Raw genomic sequence first — 13,609 nt, 5'->3', positions numbered from 1 at the left:
CTGGACGTTCTGGACCGCCGGCTCGCTCGGCTACACGTTCGAGATCGGGCCCGACGAGTTCCACCCGCCCTACAACAACGGCGTCGTGGACGAGTACCTCGGCCGCGGCCAGTCCGCAGGCGCCGGCAAGGGCGGCAACCGCGAGGCGTACTACGAGATGCTCGCGGCGACCAAGCAGGAGGACATGCACTCGGTCATCGAGGGCTCGGCGCCGGAAGGCTCGACGCTGACGATCTCCAAGACGGTCACCACCGAGACATCGCCGATCTGGAACGACGACTTCGGAGCGGACATCGGTCCGGCCCAGACGTTCTCCGACACGTTCGAGTACTCGATGGTCACCGACGGTCCCTCGTTCGAGTGGAACGTCAACCCGTCCACGCGACCGATCGTCGCCGGACGCGACGGCCGCGATGCGGAGGGCCCGCCGCAGGATGCGATCACACTGACCAACCCGGACGGCCAGCCGAGCGAGAACACGGGCGACCCGCTCGCGGGAGCGCACGAAGAAATCGAGTTCGTAGTCGATGGAGTGCCGACCGCCGACAATGGCAGCTTCACGGTTCACATCGACTGGGCTGACCTGAATACCGACTGGGACGTCTACATCTACGACGCGGAGGGCAACGTAGTCGCACAGTCTGCGTCGTTCGGCGACAACACAGAGGATGCCGTGATGTTCGACCCGCCGGCGGGAACCTACACGGCCGTGATCGTCAACTACGACCAGGTCGACGGGCAGGCGTACGACGACTGGGGCAACGGCAGCGTGACGTTCCAGAGCCCGATCCCGCGCAACGAGACCGGGATCACGGAAGCGTGGACGTTCACGTGTGATCCGCCCGACGGCCCGCCGGGCTCGCCGATCGAGGTCACCGTCGATCGCGGCGAGAGTGCCAACGTCGAAGATGCCTGCGAGTGATCACGGAGGTCGCCACCGGCTGAGTTGAGCCCTTGGCAAATGTGGTTCAGCGGTTGCATCATGAAGTGAGTCCCTGGATCGAACGCGCCGTCACGCGCGCCGCAAACCCAAGGAATCAGGAGCAATCATGGCCTCCGACACGCACAGCATCGAGGACCCGCAGGAAACCCGCCCCTTCAAGGATCACGGACACATGGACGTCGTCACGATCGGCGACTTCACTCTGGGTCGCGCAGTCTTCGAGCCGGGTTGGCGCTGGTCCGAGGACGTCAAGCCAATTGCCGGCACCGACTCCTGCCAGACCCATCACAAGGGATTTTGCGTCTCCGGTCAGATGACCGTCCGGCACGACGACGGGAGTGAGCTCAGTATCGGTCCCGGCGACGTGGTGGTCATCCAGCCTGGGCACGACGCGTGGACCGTAGGCGACGAAGCCTGCGTCATGCTCGACACCGGTGTCGCGGCGTACGCCAAACCCGTGTGAGGAGGCGGCGGGGGGAAATCGCGCATGGTGCTTCCGCTTCACGGCAAAAGTTGCTGTGATGACTCCATGACAACCCATGACATCCTCGGCCAAACCGTCACGATGCCCGTTCAGGTGCGGGACGGCACCAACGCGACCGTGATGTACGACGTGCCCCTCGAAGCCGCTCAGGCGCTCGCGCCGTCCGGGTTCGAGGTGATCGAGACCGAGCCGGGTCGCGCCCAGTTCGCGCTGGCGCTCGTCGACTACAAGGACAACGACCTCGGCTCCTACCTCGAGATCGGCACCATCTACTTCGTCCGCCCCGAAGGAGGCGGTCCCGACGGAAACATCATCACCCACCTGCCAGTGACCGAGCACTTCACCTGCGTGGCCGGCAACCAGATCTGGGGCTTCCCCAAGAGCGTCGAGCGCATCGAGGTCACCAACGACGAGTCGACCTCGCGGTGGACCCTCGAGATGGACGGCGAGCTCGTCCTCGACATCACTCTCCCGCGTGGTGGCACCGACGAGATGCCGCCGATGGACCTCGTGTCCTACACGCTCATCGACGGGCGCCCGCACCGTACACCCTTCATCCAGGGCGGTGCGGGTACCGGGATGTTCTTTGACGCCGAGGTCTCGTTGACGCTCGGCAGCCACCCGATCGCGAAAGAGCTGGCAAGCCTTGGCCTTCCCGACGCCCCGGTCGTCCTCACCACGTGGACCGAGCAGATGCGCGCCACGTTCGGCGAGCCCGAGCCTTTGTAGGGGACGCTGGCACGACGAGGGCCCGGACCTGTTGGCCCGTGTTCACGCGGTCCGCTGCCTTCGCACGGTCATTCCCAGACCTCGGATCCTGCCGAATACGCCGTTCTCCCAGCTCGATGCTTATATCGTTTCGGCAGGCTCGGGATTGATGCCAAGCAAAGGCGAAGACGATGAAGATCTCTCTGCTGTGTCATGGAACCCGCGGTGATGTGCAGCCGCACCTCGCGATTGCCGATGAGCTGAGATCACGCGGACACGCGCTTTCGATCTCAGCGAACCAGGACCACACGGCCGTCGTCCAGCGCCTCGGATTCGAGTCACACTCCTACCCGGTAGACATGGCCGCATTCTTTCGGACGCGCGAAGCGAGGGAGTTCCTCGCGAGCGGCCGTTCGACCTCGGCTGCCCGTGCAGCCGCCCGCTGGGAGGCCGCGTCGCGCACCGAGATGGAGGATGCACTGGTCGCCGCCTGCGACGGTGCTGACCTGGTCGTTGCAACCGGGTTGACTCTGTCTCGTGCGATCGCGATCACCGAACGCTCAGGACAACGTCTGGCTGTGCTCTACATGCATCCGTACTGGCCGACCGGCGACTTTCCCACCCCTTTCCTGCGGGTGCCGCCGCTCCCACTCCCGGCGCTCAACCGCCTTGGCCACAACATGTTCCAGAAGGCGTTCGAGATGTCTGATCGAGCCAACTCTGCTTCGATGAGGCGGCGCCTCGGTCTGAGTGGGTCGTCTCCCGGCTCGTTCCGCTATTGCCGCGACAACAACGTCGATGTCGTGAACGTCTTCAGCCCCGCCCTGGTCCCTCCGCCCGCAGACTGGCCCGACAACCATCACGTCGTTGGTTCACCGGTCATCAGTCCTACGGTCAGAGCCGCATTCGGCGAGAATGACCCGGACGCCAGCCTCACCGCATGGCTGGACGAGGCAGACCCTCCCGTGTTCTTCGGATTCGGCAGTATGCCCGTGCTGGACCCCATCACGACGATGACGATGATCGTCGACGTTGCAGAGCGGCTGGGTGTCCGTGCACTCGTCGGCGCCGGATGGTCAGAGATTCCTTCAGGACCATCCCACGACGGTCGGGTGTACGTCTCGACCGGATTCGACCACGACAAGGTGCTGCCACGGTGCCGCGCAGCGGTTCACCACGGGGGCGCCGGGACCACTCACACCGTGGTTCGAGCGGGCATCCCAGCGGTCATCGCTCATGTCTTCGCCGACCAGCCCTTCTTCGGCCGTCAGATCACTCGTCTCGGTCTCGGTGCAGATCTGCCGTTTCGCAGGCTCGACGCGACGCGACTGCACGAAGCACTCGTGCGCGCCCTAGCACCCGAACTCGCACAAAACGCAGAGCGGTATGCCGAATTGATCGCCACCGAGGATGGTGTGATCGCAGCCGCCGACGCGCTGGCTCGCACCTGACTGTCGAAAGCTCGCGGACGAACGAGTCAGGGGATGCCGTGCGGCGGCCCGGCGCGGAGCACACCTCGTACGGCCTGCTCGATCGCGTACCTGGCCAACGGATCGTTGCCGGCGCTCATGAAGATCCTGGCTGGGATGTCGACGACACAGTTTCGCATCAGTCTCAGCGCTGCCTCATCGTTGCGATTCCAGACCTCCTGGGCCAAGTCAGCAACCAACTCATCGGTGAGTGCACGATGTTGACTCAGCACCTTGACCAGTTGGCTCGGGACACCTTCCGGACTCACCGAATCCGGGCGACTGGCCACCAGCACCCGTGCGGCCGCTCCCTTGACGTCGGCATAGCCTCCCGTCGCCAGCGCAGCGGCAATCACGGCCTCCTGGCCATGCCCGCCCTGACGCGCAGACTCGATCTGTTCCTGACGGAACGCACGAAACGCCAAAGACTCGGCGGCCCATACCTGTGCGAGGAGGTCGTCCCGCGATGCAAAGTGGTAGTAGATCGAGCCATTCGAAACGCCTGAACGCTCGCTGAGCGCGCGTATCGTGACCGCCCGCATCCCGCCGGAGACCCAGATGGCTCGAGCATGGGCAAGCAGCGCCTCGACATCGACCTCTTGCGGTCTGCCCATGACCCTCCTTGCGGCCCGATGAACTCACCGGTGCGTGTACGACGGACTCTACGGCCCGCCGTACACGCTCCCTCATGGCGCTCAGATGGAGGACGTGATCTAGCAGCTGCTCTTCGTGTCAGAGCCGGACCCACCGAAACAGACGTCGGTGTTCGTGCCTCCGTAGAGCTTGTCGCTGCCCGAGTCTCCGTAGAGACGGTCCTTGCCGCCGTAGCCGTAGATCCGGTCATTGCCACTGCCACCCCGCATCAGGTTGGCACTGTTGGAGCCCTTGAGTAGGTCGGAGTACTTGCTGCCGGTGACGTTCTCGAAGAAGACATAAGCGTCGAGGCCGCTGCCACCTGTACTCTGCACTCCGCTCAAACCGAGCGAGAACACGATCGCCTTCGTGGCGCTGGCAAACCCTACGGTGTCAGTTCCCGTTCCTCCGTTGGCGTCGTCATTGCCTGAACCCGAGTCGATCGTGTCGTTGCCGTCTCCGCCGAGCAGGTCGTCATTGCCAGAACCACCCGATAGCGAGTCGTTTCCGCCGTTGCCGTGGACCCTGTCGTCGTCGGCACCACCCGAGAGCGAGTCTGCGTCGTCGCCACCCACGATCCAGTCGTCGCCAGCTTGGCCCAAAAGCACGTCCACGCCACCGCCACCGTCGGCGAAATCGTCGCCGGCACCGAGGTCGACCCAATCGTTTCCGAGGTTTGCGTTCACCGTGTCCGCGTTTTCGCCTGTCTCGACGATGTCGTCACCTGGACCTGCAAACACGTTGTCGGCGCCACCAAGGGTTCGAATTCGGTTCGATCCTGTCGTTCCCGCGACGATGTCACCGGCGTCGGAGCCAACAGCGTTCTCGATGCTTGACAGGAGATCCGTGCCCTGGTGGGTGTCCTGCGGTGTGGGCGTGGCCAGATTGACCACGATCCCGACCGTCGAGTACGCGAAACTGATCGTGTCGCTGCCCGAACCTCCGTCGAACACGTCTGATCCAGTCGCACCATAGAACGTGTCGTTGCCTTCTCCGCCGTAGAGGCTGTTCTCGACACCCTCGGTGGAGTCGCTCGCGGTCTTGGCGAAGATCACGTCGTCGCCTCCTTCGCCCGAGAGCGAGTCCGAGCCGCCTGCGCCGTAGAGGCGGTCGTTCCCGGCACTGCCAAACATGCTGTCGGAACCGCTGGTTCCGTGGACGACCTCGAAGCCGCTCACACCATCGGTCCCCTCCCCGGTCGCGGTACCGAGTGTGAGGTTCACGCTGGCGAATGGTGTGTCGTCCGCGAACTTCAAGCTGTCGGTGCCGTCGGAACCACGCAGGGTGTCGTTGTCCGCGCCGCCGATGATCGAGTCATTGCCGCTGCCACTGTCGATCCAGTCCGCACCACCCTCGCCCCAGACGACGTCATTGCCACCACTACTGCAAATGGTGTCGTTGCCACCTCCCGCCAGGATCTGGTCCCCGAAGGGCGTTCCGAGGATCACGTCGTCCCCGGACGTCGGAGACTGGCTGAGGTTCAGGTCAACCGTCACTGACAGCCCATTGCAGGTCACGGCGGCTTGCGCGGCCGGAACGTACAGGGCCGTGGCAGCCGCAGCAACGACAAGGACGGCGGCCGAACGAGTTCGAGGGTTCATCGGGTTCTCCTACGGGTGCTTTCGAATGGTTTTAGAGCACTCACTCTAAAATATCAAGGCTCTCACCTCTCTGTCAGCAAATTCGTACAAGCAGGCCATCCGGTGAGGTGATTGGCACCTCATGCACGGAAGATGCGTGCCACGATCGGCGACCCAGAACCCCTGGGCGGGGCACGCTGACATGACGAACATGGGTCGTTGGAGCACGTAGACTCCGGGCATCATGGACGAGCCCCCGTCGCCACACGAACTCACACATCAACCCGCGGACGTGGGCCCCGATCAGGCAGGAGATCTCGGTCCTGAGCCGGGCTACGCGCCACTGGTCGCCCGCCACCCCTTCCCGCAGTTCGTTCGTCGTGCCGATCTCACGGCCAAGGCTGCGCTCTTCCTGATGCTCGTTCTCGCCCTGATCGCACCCGATCTGGGGAACATGGAGGGCAAAGGGGCCGGGCTGCGCGCCATCGCCTACCCGATGATGGCGTTCGCCATACCCATCGTTTGGTACGTATGGTGGCGCGAGCGCGCCTCGTTTCCCTGGCTGGCAGACCTGCTCGTCACCATCACCTGCTTCAGTGACATCCTCGGCAACCGTCTCGACCTGTACGACGCCATCTGGTGGTTCGACGACTGGATGCACTTCATGAACAACGGAATGCTCGTCGGAGCCATCATCCTCCTCACGCTTCACCGGTCGGCCACCCTCGGTGCAGTCCTCGAGCGTGCGCTCGCCTTCGGTGTCACAGCAGCCCTCACCTGGGAACTCGCGGAGTACTTCGCGTTTATCAGCAAGTCCTCCGAGCTGCAGCTCGCCTACACCGACACCTTGGGCGACCTGACTCTCGGGACGATGGGAAGCATCACGGCAGCAGTGATCATCCACGCCAGCTGGCAGCGAGGACGGATCGTCGGTTCTGCCCCGCATCTCGACCACCTTGGTCACCAAACCGTCGAGCGCTGACTCAGCCCCCACCCACGTTTGCGACGGTTCCTTGGCCAGCGGTGCGACGTGGCCAGGTCCAGGCGGAGCGCAGGATGAAGGCCAGGAGTAGCACCTCAACCACGACGCCGAGGCCGTAGAACGCTATCCAGGACTCGCCGACCACGTTGAACACCGAGACGGGGACGTAGAGCGATGCAACGACGAGGTTGAGCGTGCGGTTCGCACGGGCGGGCAGTGTCATGGAGAGCAGGATCATGAGGGCCGGGATCCCCACGAGAATCAGCGAAGTGACGACGAACGTCTGGTTGATGTCGAACTCGAAGACGATGCCGGACAGGATGTCGTCGACGACGCCGGGCTTGTACAGGTGGAGATAGTCGACGTAGATGTAGAAGAACATGAAGCTCGTCCATGCTGCCGCGAGCTTGGCCTGTACGGGCATACGCAGAGCTTCCAGCGCGTCCTGGGGCGGTGAAGTCTCCAGTGCGGTGTGGGTTTGAGGCGTACTCATCACAGTGCTCCTTGCCTTGATTGGGTGGGTACTTCAACGTTCACGGATGCCGGCGGCTCCGTCACCGCCTCTGGGTCCAGATTGGGCAGCAGTCGATCCAGCCACCCAGGCAACCACCAGTTCAAGTCGCCCAGGAGCTTCATGGTCGCGGGGACCAGCATCAGCCGTACGACGGTCGCGTCGAGTAAGATCGCCGTGGCCAGCCCCACTCCCATCATCTTCACGACTGGATCACTGCCGAGGACGAAGCCTGAGAAGACCGCCACCATGATCAGCGCAGCCGCCGTGATCGTGCGGCCAGTGCCGGCGATCCCTTCGATGACCGCGCGCGTGTTGTCGCCGTGACGGCGGTACTCCTCTCGCACCCGCGACAGCAGGAACACTTCGTAATCCATCGAGAGCCCGAACAGGATCGCGAACATGAAGAGCGGGATGAACGACACGATCGGCACCGCCTGTTCCACGCCGATGAGACCGGCAACCCAGCCCCACTGGAAGACCATCACCAGGACGCCGTATGCCGCGCCGACGCTCAGCAGGTTCATCAGGACCGCCTTCAGCGGCACCAGAACCGACCGGAACAACAGCGTGAGCAGCAGGAACGACAGCACCAGCACCGCCGCCACGAAACGCGGCATTCGCTCCTGCACGCGGTCACCGAGGTCCGCGAAAGTGGCCGTCTGCCCGCCTACATGGGCAGTCGCCGAGGTGCCGTCGAGTACCGCCGGGAAGACCTCATTGCGGAGCCTGGCAACGGTTCGCTGGGTGGCTTCGTCCTGGGGCGACGTGGTCGGTTGCGCCACTATGGTCGCCACTCCCGCCTCAAGGTCGATGCTCGGGTCGCCGACCGACGCGATGCCCGGGTCGCCGGCCACCGCGTCGCCTAGCGCCGTGACGATCTGCGCGTCCTGCGAGACGTCGACCGCGATCACCAGCGGCCCGTTGGCTCCAGGGCCGAAGCCCTCAGCGATGAGGTCGTACGCCCGTCGTTCGGTCCTCGACTCGGGCTTGGTTCCGTCGTCCGGGAAGCCCAGATTGAGGGCGAGAACGGGTGCGGCCAGGGCGATCATGAGAACCGCTCCTCCGACGAGGTACGCCGTCGCGTTGCGGGTCACGTGAGCGCCCCACCGGTACCAGCCGCCGCTCGGCCGGTGCGGCGTACGCCGTCGTCCGTTGATCCGGTGCCCCGCCAGTCCCAACAAAGCCGGCAGCAAGGTGACCGAGGCCAGCACCATGACAAGCACCATCGCCGAGATGGCGACACCGCCGCCGGTCACGAACGGGATCCCCGCGACCAGCAACCCAAGGATTGCCACCACGACGGTGCCGCCGGCAAAGAGCACCGCCTGCCCAGCCGTTGCCAGGGCTCGGCCGACCGCTTCAGGGACCGGCATCCCCTGGGCCAGGTTCTCGCGGTGCCGGGTGACCAGGAAGAGCGCGTAGTCGATGCCGACACCGAGCCCGACCATGGCCGCCAGTTCCGGCGCCCACGCCGGGATGTCGATCAGGTACGTCACCAGCTTCATCGAGGTGACTCCGACGACCAGACCGAACAGCGCCATCCCGATCGGCAGCCCCATCGCGACGAACGAGCCGAAGGCGATCAACAGCACGATCATTGCCACGACGATGCCCGCGACCTCGCCGAGCCCGGTGGGGGCTTCCTCGAACGCGAAGAACAGATCGCCGCCGGCCTCCAGCGTCAGCGACGACTCGGCGCTCAGTTCGGCCACGGCCTCCTTGAGGTTGTCCAGATCGGCCTTTTCGAGGTGCTCGACTGCCGGGTACTGCACCCGTACGAGCGCGATGTCACCGTCCGGTGAGACGTTGCTCGTCGTACCCAGCACCCGTGGAAGCTCCGCGAGGGCCACCTCAACGGGCGCTACCTCCGTCGTAGCGTCAGAGGCTTCGAGTGCGACATGAGCAGTGATCCCGCCCTCATCGGCGTGCGCCTTGGCGAGTAGCTCCGAAGCCCGGTGGGAATCGAGGCCGGGGGCCTCGAAGCTCTCCTCGAGCTCGCGCCCGAAGGCGGCGGAGGAGGCGAGGACGACGAGCGCGAGGACGACCCATACGCCGATGGCGGTCCAGGGACGGGTCGCGGCAGACCGGCCGAGCCGGTAGAGGAGATCAGACATGTCTCAACCGTGGCCCGTCGACGACCGATCCACATCGGGCCGTGGGTCAGTTGGCTCCTTGGCCGAAAGGACGAGGAGAAGCTCGTGCTTGTGCCCCGTACGACGAGGCCGTCCGCTCTCTAGGGTGGGGTGATGGTGACTGCCTTCTTCCGCTCAGTCCTGGCCGAGCCCCGTGCCCCGGACCCGCCGGCGCGGGACTGGAGGGACTGGGTCCTGGTCGGCGCCTTGCTGGTCACGGCCGCGGGCGAGGCGATCTTCCGCCCCGACGTACCTTGGCGGACGTTGGCCACAGTCGTAACGCTCCTGGTGATCCCGCTCCTGCTCTGGCGGCGGACCCATCCACTCCTGACGACCGCGATCGGATTCGGCGGTGGTGCGATGGTGCTGCACATCCCGATGTTCCTCGACGACGTCGCCGAGGTGGGGCTCAACTCCATGGTCTGCGTCCTGCTGCTGCCCTACGCCTTGTACCGCTGGGCATCAGGACGCGAAGCGCTGATCGGTACGGCGATCGTCGCCGTGCCGGTGAGTCTGGGACTCGCCGCGACGGACAACGTCGGCGACCTGATCGGCGGCGCCACCGTTGTGGTCGCGGCGTTCGCGCTCGGCGCCGCGATGCGTTTCCGCGCGGTGGCCCACGGGCGCGAGGTCGAGCGGGCCAGGACCTCGGAGCGCGGCGAGCTCGCCCGCGAGCTGCACGACACCGTCGCGCACCACGTCTCCGCCATCGCGATCCAGGCGCAGGCAGGGCGAGCGGTGGCGGCCACAGACCCGGCTGCTGCCGTCGAGGCGCTGGCAGTCATCGAGGCCGAGGCCTCCCGCACATTGTCGGAGATGCGCACGATGGTCCGGGTGCTACGCGATGGCGACGCGGTCGACTACGCACCGCAGCGGGGCATCGGCGAACTGGACGAGCTGACCCGGATGAGCCCCCTGGTGCGGGTGCAGTGCGTGGGCGATCTCGCCGACCTGCCGCAGCCGGTCGAGGTGGCGGTGTACCGGATCTGTCAGGAGTCGGTCACCAACGCGATCCGGCACGCCCTCCACCCCACGAGCGTCAGCGTGGAGGTCCGGGGCGAGGCCAGCGTTGTACGGTTGCGTGTGCACGACGACGGAGAGGCAGCCCGCCCCTCGAACAGCGTGGGCTATGGCTTGCTCGGGATGGCTGAGCGGGCGAAGCTCCTCGGCGGCGTATGCCAGGCCGGGCCGGACCCGCACGGCGGCTGGACCGTTGAGGCGACCCTGCCGCGCGAGGTGCCGCGATGACCATCCGGGTGGTGGTCGCTGACGACCAGCTCCTGGTCCGCACCGGACTGACGATGATCCTCAACGCGCAGCCCGGGATCGAGGTCGTCGGCGAGGCGATCGATGGTCATCAGGCAGTGGCGATGGCCCGTGAGCTGCGTCCCGACGTCTGCCTCTTCGACATCCGGATGCCCGGCATCGACGGCGTCGAAGCCACCCGCCAGCTCGCCGGCCCTGGCGTCGAGGACCCCCTCGCCATCGTCGTCATCACGACTTTCGATCTCGACGAGTACGTACACGGTGCCCTCAAGGCCGGAGCCCGGGGCTTCCTGCTCAAGGACGCCGGCCCCGAACTGCTGGTGCAGGCGATCGAGGCCGCCGCGAACGGTGACGCGCTCATCTCCCCCGCCATCACCCGCCGCTTGCTCACCACGCTGGCCGGCCTGGAACGAGCCACCCCGCCAGTCCAGCCGATCGAGCCGATCACTCAGCGCGAGGAAGAAGTTCTGCTCACTGTCGCCCGCGGGCGTACCAACGCGGAGATCGCCGAAGAGCTGCACATCACCGTGAGCACCGTGAAGGCCCACGTCGCCGCGCTGATGAACAAGATTGGTGCCCGCAACCGGGTCGAGGTCGCGATGTGGGCGTACGAAACCAAACGCGTCAAGGAGTAGGGCCGGCTGACCACAGCGAAGCACCAACCTGGCCGGGAACACCCGCCAGGTCGTGTCGGCGACCTACGACCAGCAGAACAAGCGCCGGGACGGCCCACAGCCACACTCCCCAGCCGAACACACGCCGATCAGCCGTCTCGACGGGCCGCGAGAATCCCTTGCGGTCCCTCGCGTGCTTGCCGGATCCATCATGCGTACGTCACCTCCAGCTTCCGCCCGTGAGCGTTCAAGGGTCAGCGCTCCGGGGTTCGTTGGCTTCGCCACGAGTATTGCCGCGACCATAGGAAGGCGAATCGGTCGTCGTCATCAGCCCGATGGACCTTGGTCCCAACCACCGGGGCACAACATCCATGTCGTTCACCGGAGTGGAGTGTGAGTCTGGCAATGCGGCACTCCACAGGGTCTTCCCACAAGACTTCGGCAGTGGCCATGCCGCTGACTCACTGCCGAGAAGGGCAGGAGTCATGAGCACCACCATGGCAACGAAGCACGATCACAAGCTGCAGCTCGCAGTCGAGAAGGAGCTCGAGTGGGCGCCTGAAGTCGAAGCTTCGAGAGTCGGCGTGTCCGTCCGCGACGGAGCCGTCACGCTCACAGGACAGGTGGACACCTTTGCGGAAAAGCGCGGCGCATCCAAGGCCGCATTCAGGACACGAGGTGTCAGCGCAGTGGCGAACGACATCGCCGTGCACTACCCCGGTCAAAAGCCAAGCGACTCCGACCTGGCGGTCACAGTTCGCTCCGTCATCGACGCCACGTCGTCCATTCCGCGCGACAGTGTCAAGGTGGAGGTCCGGGATCACTACGTGACCTTGACTGGCGAGGTTCTGTGGCATTACCAGCGCGATGCCGCCCGCAAGGCCGTCAGCAACCTCACTGCGGTCCGCGGGATAGAAAATCGGATCACCTTGAAGCCCCGCTCGCATGCTGATGCCGCCCAGACCGAGGGCATGATTCGGCGGGCGATCACACGCAACGCCGTCCTCGACGCATCGAGCATCGAAGTGACCGCACACGGCGATCGAGTGGTTCTGACAGGTTCGGTCTCATCGTGGGCAGAGAAGCACCAAGCAGAGCAGACCGCATGGTCTTCGCCCCACGTCAACCACGTGGAGAACAAGATCACGATCCACGTCTGAGCGATCCGAGGACTGAACTAGGTCACAGCGGGAGCCGACTCGATGCAGCGGCGGAACGGACGGTCGTCCCGCAACGTCGGGACCTTCGACCAGTCCGGAAGCAGGCCTTCACGAGCAGGCTGTGACCAGAAAACTGATTGTTGAGGAGGCGCAGGATGGACCGTTCGGCAAGAAGAGAGCAACCGGCACTTCTGACACTCATGGAGTGGCTCGAAGCGGATGCATCCAACTTCTCACGGGCGCCAGGCAGGCTTCGACCGAGCCGGGCCGCACGCGTCCGCCGACGACCGATCTCCCCAGCCCAGCGGACGATGGCCCTGCTTGGCACGTCTTCGAGTCAAGCCCAACAGCTCGATCCGGGCATCTGGCGCTTGCCGAGCCCGCGTTCCGCGGCACGTTCAGCCGGGTGAACTGATGCTCACCGTCGTCACGAGTCCGCGTCTTCACCGAAAAGGGCTCTCCCGGCGGATAGCCGCGTGGATTGGGCTGACGCTGCTCGGTGCAGCGATCGCTCAACAGCTGCGACGCCCGAAGGCCGAGCGAGATTGGCACGGCACCGTGATGGGCTTCGTGCCATACGACCTTCGGCGCCCCACACTCGCGAGGGTCAAGGACAGTCTCTGGGCCCCGGAGGACTCGCGCATGTTCCTCCCGCGAGCGTTCGGTGTCGGATGGTCGCCCAATCTCGTTCGAATCGTGCATGTACTCAGACGCTGGCGACCGGAGGATGAATAGTCCGAACAGCCCGCAACGGGTCGCCGAAGAGTTCGCGCCCAGTCGACTTGGCATTGTGCTGCCGTCCTGCAGTCCTCAGCCGCGCCTACCGTGATCGGTTCGGCACGGCACCAAGTCAGGCTCGCCGAGACTAGGGTTCCGTTCGACTGCCCAATGACGTGTGAACTGCTCGCCATTTCGTGTATCACTCTCGACAGGGATGAGGAGACTCTGTATTACTTGGGCAGTCACGACGAAGGCCCGGACCTGTTGGTCCGGGCCTTCGATTGGTAGCGGGGACAGGATTTGAACCTGTGACCTCTGGGTTATGAGCCCAGCGAGCTACCGAGCTGCTCCACCCCGCGTCGCTCTCGCTACTTTACGGGGCGGCGACCCGCGGATCAAATCCG

Annotated in this window: 13 protein-coding genes and 1 tRNA gene; 9 read left to right on the top strand and 5 right to left on the bottom strand. The window is 65.1% G+C overall.

Annotated elements, in window-relative coordinates:
• From V6M39_RS04545 to V6M39_RS04530, 4 genes are all read left to right on the top strand, one after another.
• Positions 1-922, top strand: a 922-nt coding sequence (locus tag V6M39_RS04545) for a hypothetical protein (protein WP_332642528.1), incomplete at its 5' end; no start/stop codon positions are given.
• A gap of 127 nt (positions 923-1,049) precedes the next feature.
• Complete coding sequence (locus V6M39_RS04540; RefSeq protein ID WP_332642527.1) at positions 1,050-1,406, top strand: cupin domain-containing protein; 357 nt, start codon at positions 1,050-1,052, stop codon at positions 1,404-1,406.
• A gap of 66 nt (positions 1,407-1,472) precedes the next feature.
• A complete protein-coding gene (locus V6M39_RS04535; protein WP_332642526.1) occupies positions 1,473-2,156 on the top strand; it encodes an acetoacetate decarboxylase family protein in 684 nt (227 codons plus the stop codon).
• Positions 2,157-2,326: 170 nt separating this feature from the next.
• Positions 2,327-3,586: a glycosyltransferase gene (locus tag V6M39_RS04530; RefSeq protein WP_332642525.1), complete on the top strand. Its 1,260-nt coding sequence runs from the start codon at positions 2,327-2,329 to the stop codon at positions 3,584-3,586.
• 26 nt (positions 3,587-3,612) lie between these two features.
• On the opposite strand, the gene V6M39_RS04525 is transcribed toward V6M39_RS04530, so the two are convergent.
• Both V6M39_RS04525 and V6M39_RS04520 read right to left on the bottom strand, forming a co-directional pair.
• Positions 3,613-4,218, bottom strand: a complete 606-nt coding sequence (locus tag V6M39_RS04525) for a TetR/AcrR family transcriptional regulator (protein WP_332642524.1) — start codon at positions 4,216-4,218, stop codon at positions 3,613-3,615.
• 99 nt (positions 4,219-4,317) lie between these two features.
• On the bottom strand, positions 4,318-5,838 hold the full coding sequence (locus V6M39_RS04520; protein WP_332642522.1) for a calcium-binding protein: 1,521 nt from the start codon (positions 5,836-5,838) through the stop codon (positions 4,318-4,320).
• A gap of 223 nt (positions 5,839-6,061) precedes the next feature.
• On the opposite strand from V6M39_RS04520, the gene V6M39_RS04515 reads away from it, so the two are divergent.
• The gene (locus V6M39_RS04515) at positions 6,062-6,799 is read left to right on the top strand and encodes a hypothetical protein (protein WP_332642521.1); all 738 of its coding nucleotides are present in this window, start codon (positions 6,062-6,064) and stop codon (positions 6,797-6,799) included.
• A 1-nt stretch (position 6,800) separates the two neighbouring features.
• Here the strand turns inward: V6M39_RS04515 and V6M39_RS04510 are convergent, their stop codons facing one another.
• The gene (locus tag V6M39_RS04510) at positions 6,801-7,292 is read right to left on the bottom strand and encodes a DUF6326 family protein (protein ID WP_332642520.1); all 492 of its coding nucleotides are present in this window, start codon (positions 7,290-7,292) and stop codon (positions 6,801-6,803) included.
• Complete coding sequence (locus tag V6M39_RS04505; RefSeq protein WP_332642519.1) at positions 7,292-9,427, bottom strand: MMPL family transporter; 2,136 nt, start codon at positions 9,425-9,427, stop codon at positions 7,292-7,294. Before V6M39_RS04505 ends, V6M39_RS04510 begins: the two co-directional genes overlap by 1 nt.
• Positions 9,428-9,559: 132 nt before the next feature.
• Here V6M39_RS04505 and V6M39_RS04500 point away from each other — a divergent pair, with 132 nt between their 5' ends.
• From V6M39_RS04500 to V6M39_RS04485, 4 genes are all read left to right on the top strand, one after another.
• Entirely contained in the window at positions 9,560-10,693 is a 1,134-nt protein-coding gene (locus tag V6M39_RS04500) for a sensor histidine kinase (RefSeq protein ID WP_332642517.1), read from the top strand.
• On the top strand, positions 10,690-11,346 hold the full coding sequence (locus V6M39_RS04495; protein WP_332642516.1) for a response regulator transcription factor: 657 nt from the start codon (positions 10,690-10,692) through the stop codon (positions 11,344-11,346). The genes V6M39_RS04500 and V6M39_RS04495 overlap by 4 nt, the downstream gene beginning before the upstream one ends.
• 464 nt (positions 11,347-11,810) lie before the next feature.
• Positions 11,811-12,485: a BON domain-containing protein gene (locus V6M39_RS04490; RefSeq protein WP_332642514.1), complete on the top strand. Its 675-nt coding sequence runs from the start codon at positions 11,811-11,813 to the stop codon at positions 12,483-12,485.
• A gap of 414 nt (positions 12,486-12,899) precedes the next feature.
• Positions 12,900-13,220 carry a hypothetical protein gene (locus tag V6M39_RS04485; RefSeq protein ID WP_332642513.1) on the top strand — a complete coding sequence of 107 codons (321 nt, stop codon included), beginning with the start codon at positions 12,900-12,902 and terminating at the stop codon, positions 13,218-13,220.
• 267 nt (positions 13,221-13,487) lie between these two features.
• Here the strand turns inward: V6M39_RS04485 and V6M39_RS04480 are convergent.
• Positions 13,488-13,564 (bottom strand) — tRNA-Met (locus V6M39_RS04480).
• Between the last annotated feature and the right edge of the window lie 45 nt (positions 13,565-13,609).

The sequence above is a fragment of the Aeromicrobium sp. genome, from assembly GCF_036675695.1.
GTDB lineage: Bacteria > Actinomycetota > Actinomycetes > Propionibacteriales > Nocardioidaceae > Aeromicrobium.
The sequence above is the reverse complement of the archived record's forward strand: the minus strand, read 5'-3'. Positions and strand labels throughout refer to the sequence as shown.

Excerpts from the sequence above, each read along its gene's own strand:
- V6M39_RS04535 (WP_332642526.1), top strand. The coding sequence starts at position 1,473 with ATGACAACCCATGACATCCTCGGCCAAACCGTCACGATGCCCGTTCAG.
- V6M39_RS04530 (WP_332642525.1), top strand. The coding sequence starts at position 2,327 with ATGAAGATCTCTCTGCTGTGTCATGGAACCCGCGGTGATGTGCAGCCG.
- V6M39_RS04515 (WP_332642521.1), top strand. The coding sequence starts at position 6,062 with ATGGACGAGCCCCCGTCGCCACACGAACTCACACATCAACCCGCGGAC.
- V6M39_RS04525 (WP_332642524.1), bottom strand. The coding sequence starts at position 4,218 with ATGGGCAGACCGCAAGAGGTCGATGTCGAGGCGCTGCTTGCCCATGCT.
- V6M39_RS04510 (WP_332642520.1), bottom strand. The coding sequence starts at position 7,292 with ATGAGTACGCCTCAAACCCACACCGCACTGGAGACTTCACCGCCCCAG.
- V6M39_RS04540 (WP_332642527.1), top strand. The coding sequence starts at position 1,050 with ATGGCCTCCGACACGCACAGCATCGAGGACCCGCAGGAAACCCGCCCC.
- V6M39_RS04495 (WP_332642516.1), top strand. The coding sequence starts at position 10,690 with ATGACCATCCGGGTGGTGGTCGCTGACGACCAGCTCCTGGTCCGCACC.
- V6M39_RS04500 (WP_332642517.1), top strand. The coding sequence starts at position 9,560 with ATGGTGACTGCCTTCTTCCGCTCAGTCCTGGCCGAGCCCCGTGCCCCG.
- V6M39_RS04485 (WP_332642513.1), top strand. The coding sequence starts at position 12,900 with ATGCTCACCGTCGTCACGAGTCCGCGTCTTCACCGAAAAGGGCTCTCC.
- V6M39_RS04520 (WP_332642522.1), bottom strand. The coding sequence starts at position 5,838 with ATGAACCCTCGAACTCGTTCGGCCGCCGTCCTTGTCGTTGCTGCGGCT.
- V6M39_RS04490 (WP_332642514.1), top strand. The coding sequence starts at position 11,811 with ATGAGCACCACCATGGCAACGAAGCACGATCACAAGCTGCAGCTCGCA.
- V6M39_RS04505 (WP_332642519.1), bottom strand. The coding sequence starts at position 9,427 with ATGTCTGATCTCCTCTACCGGCTCGGCCGGTCTGCCGCGACCCGTCCC.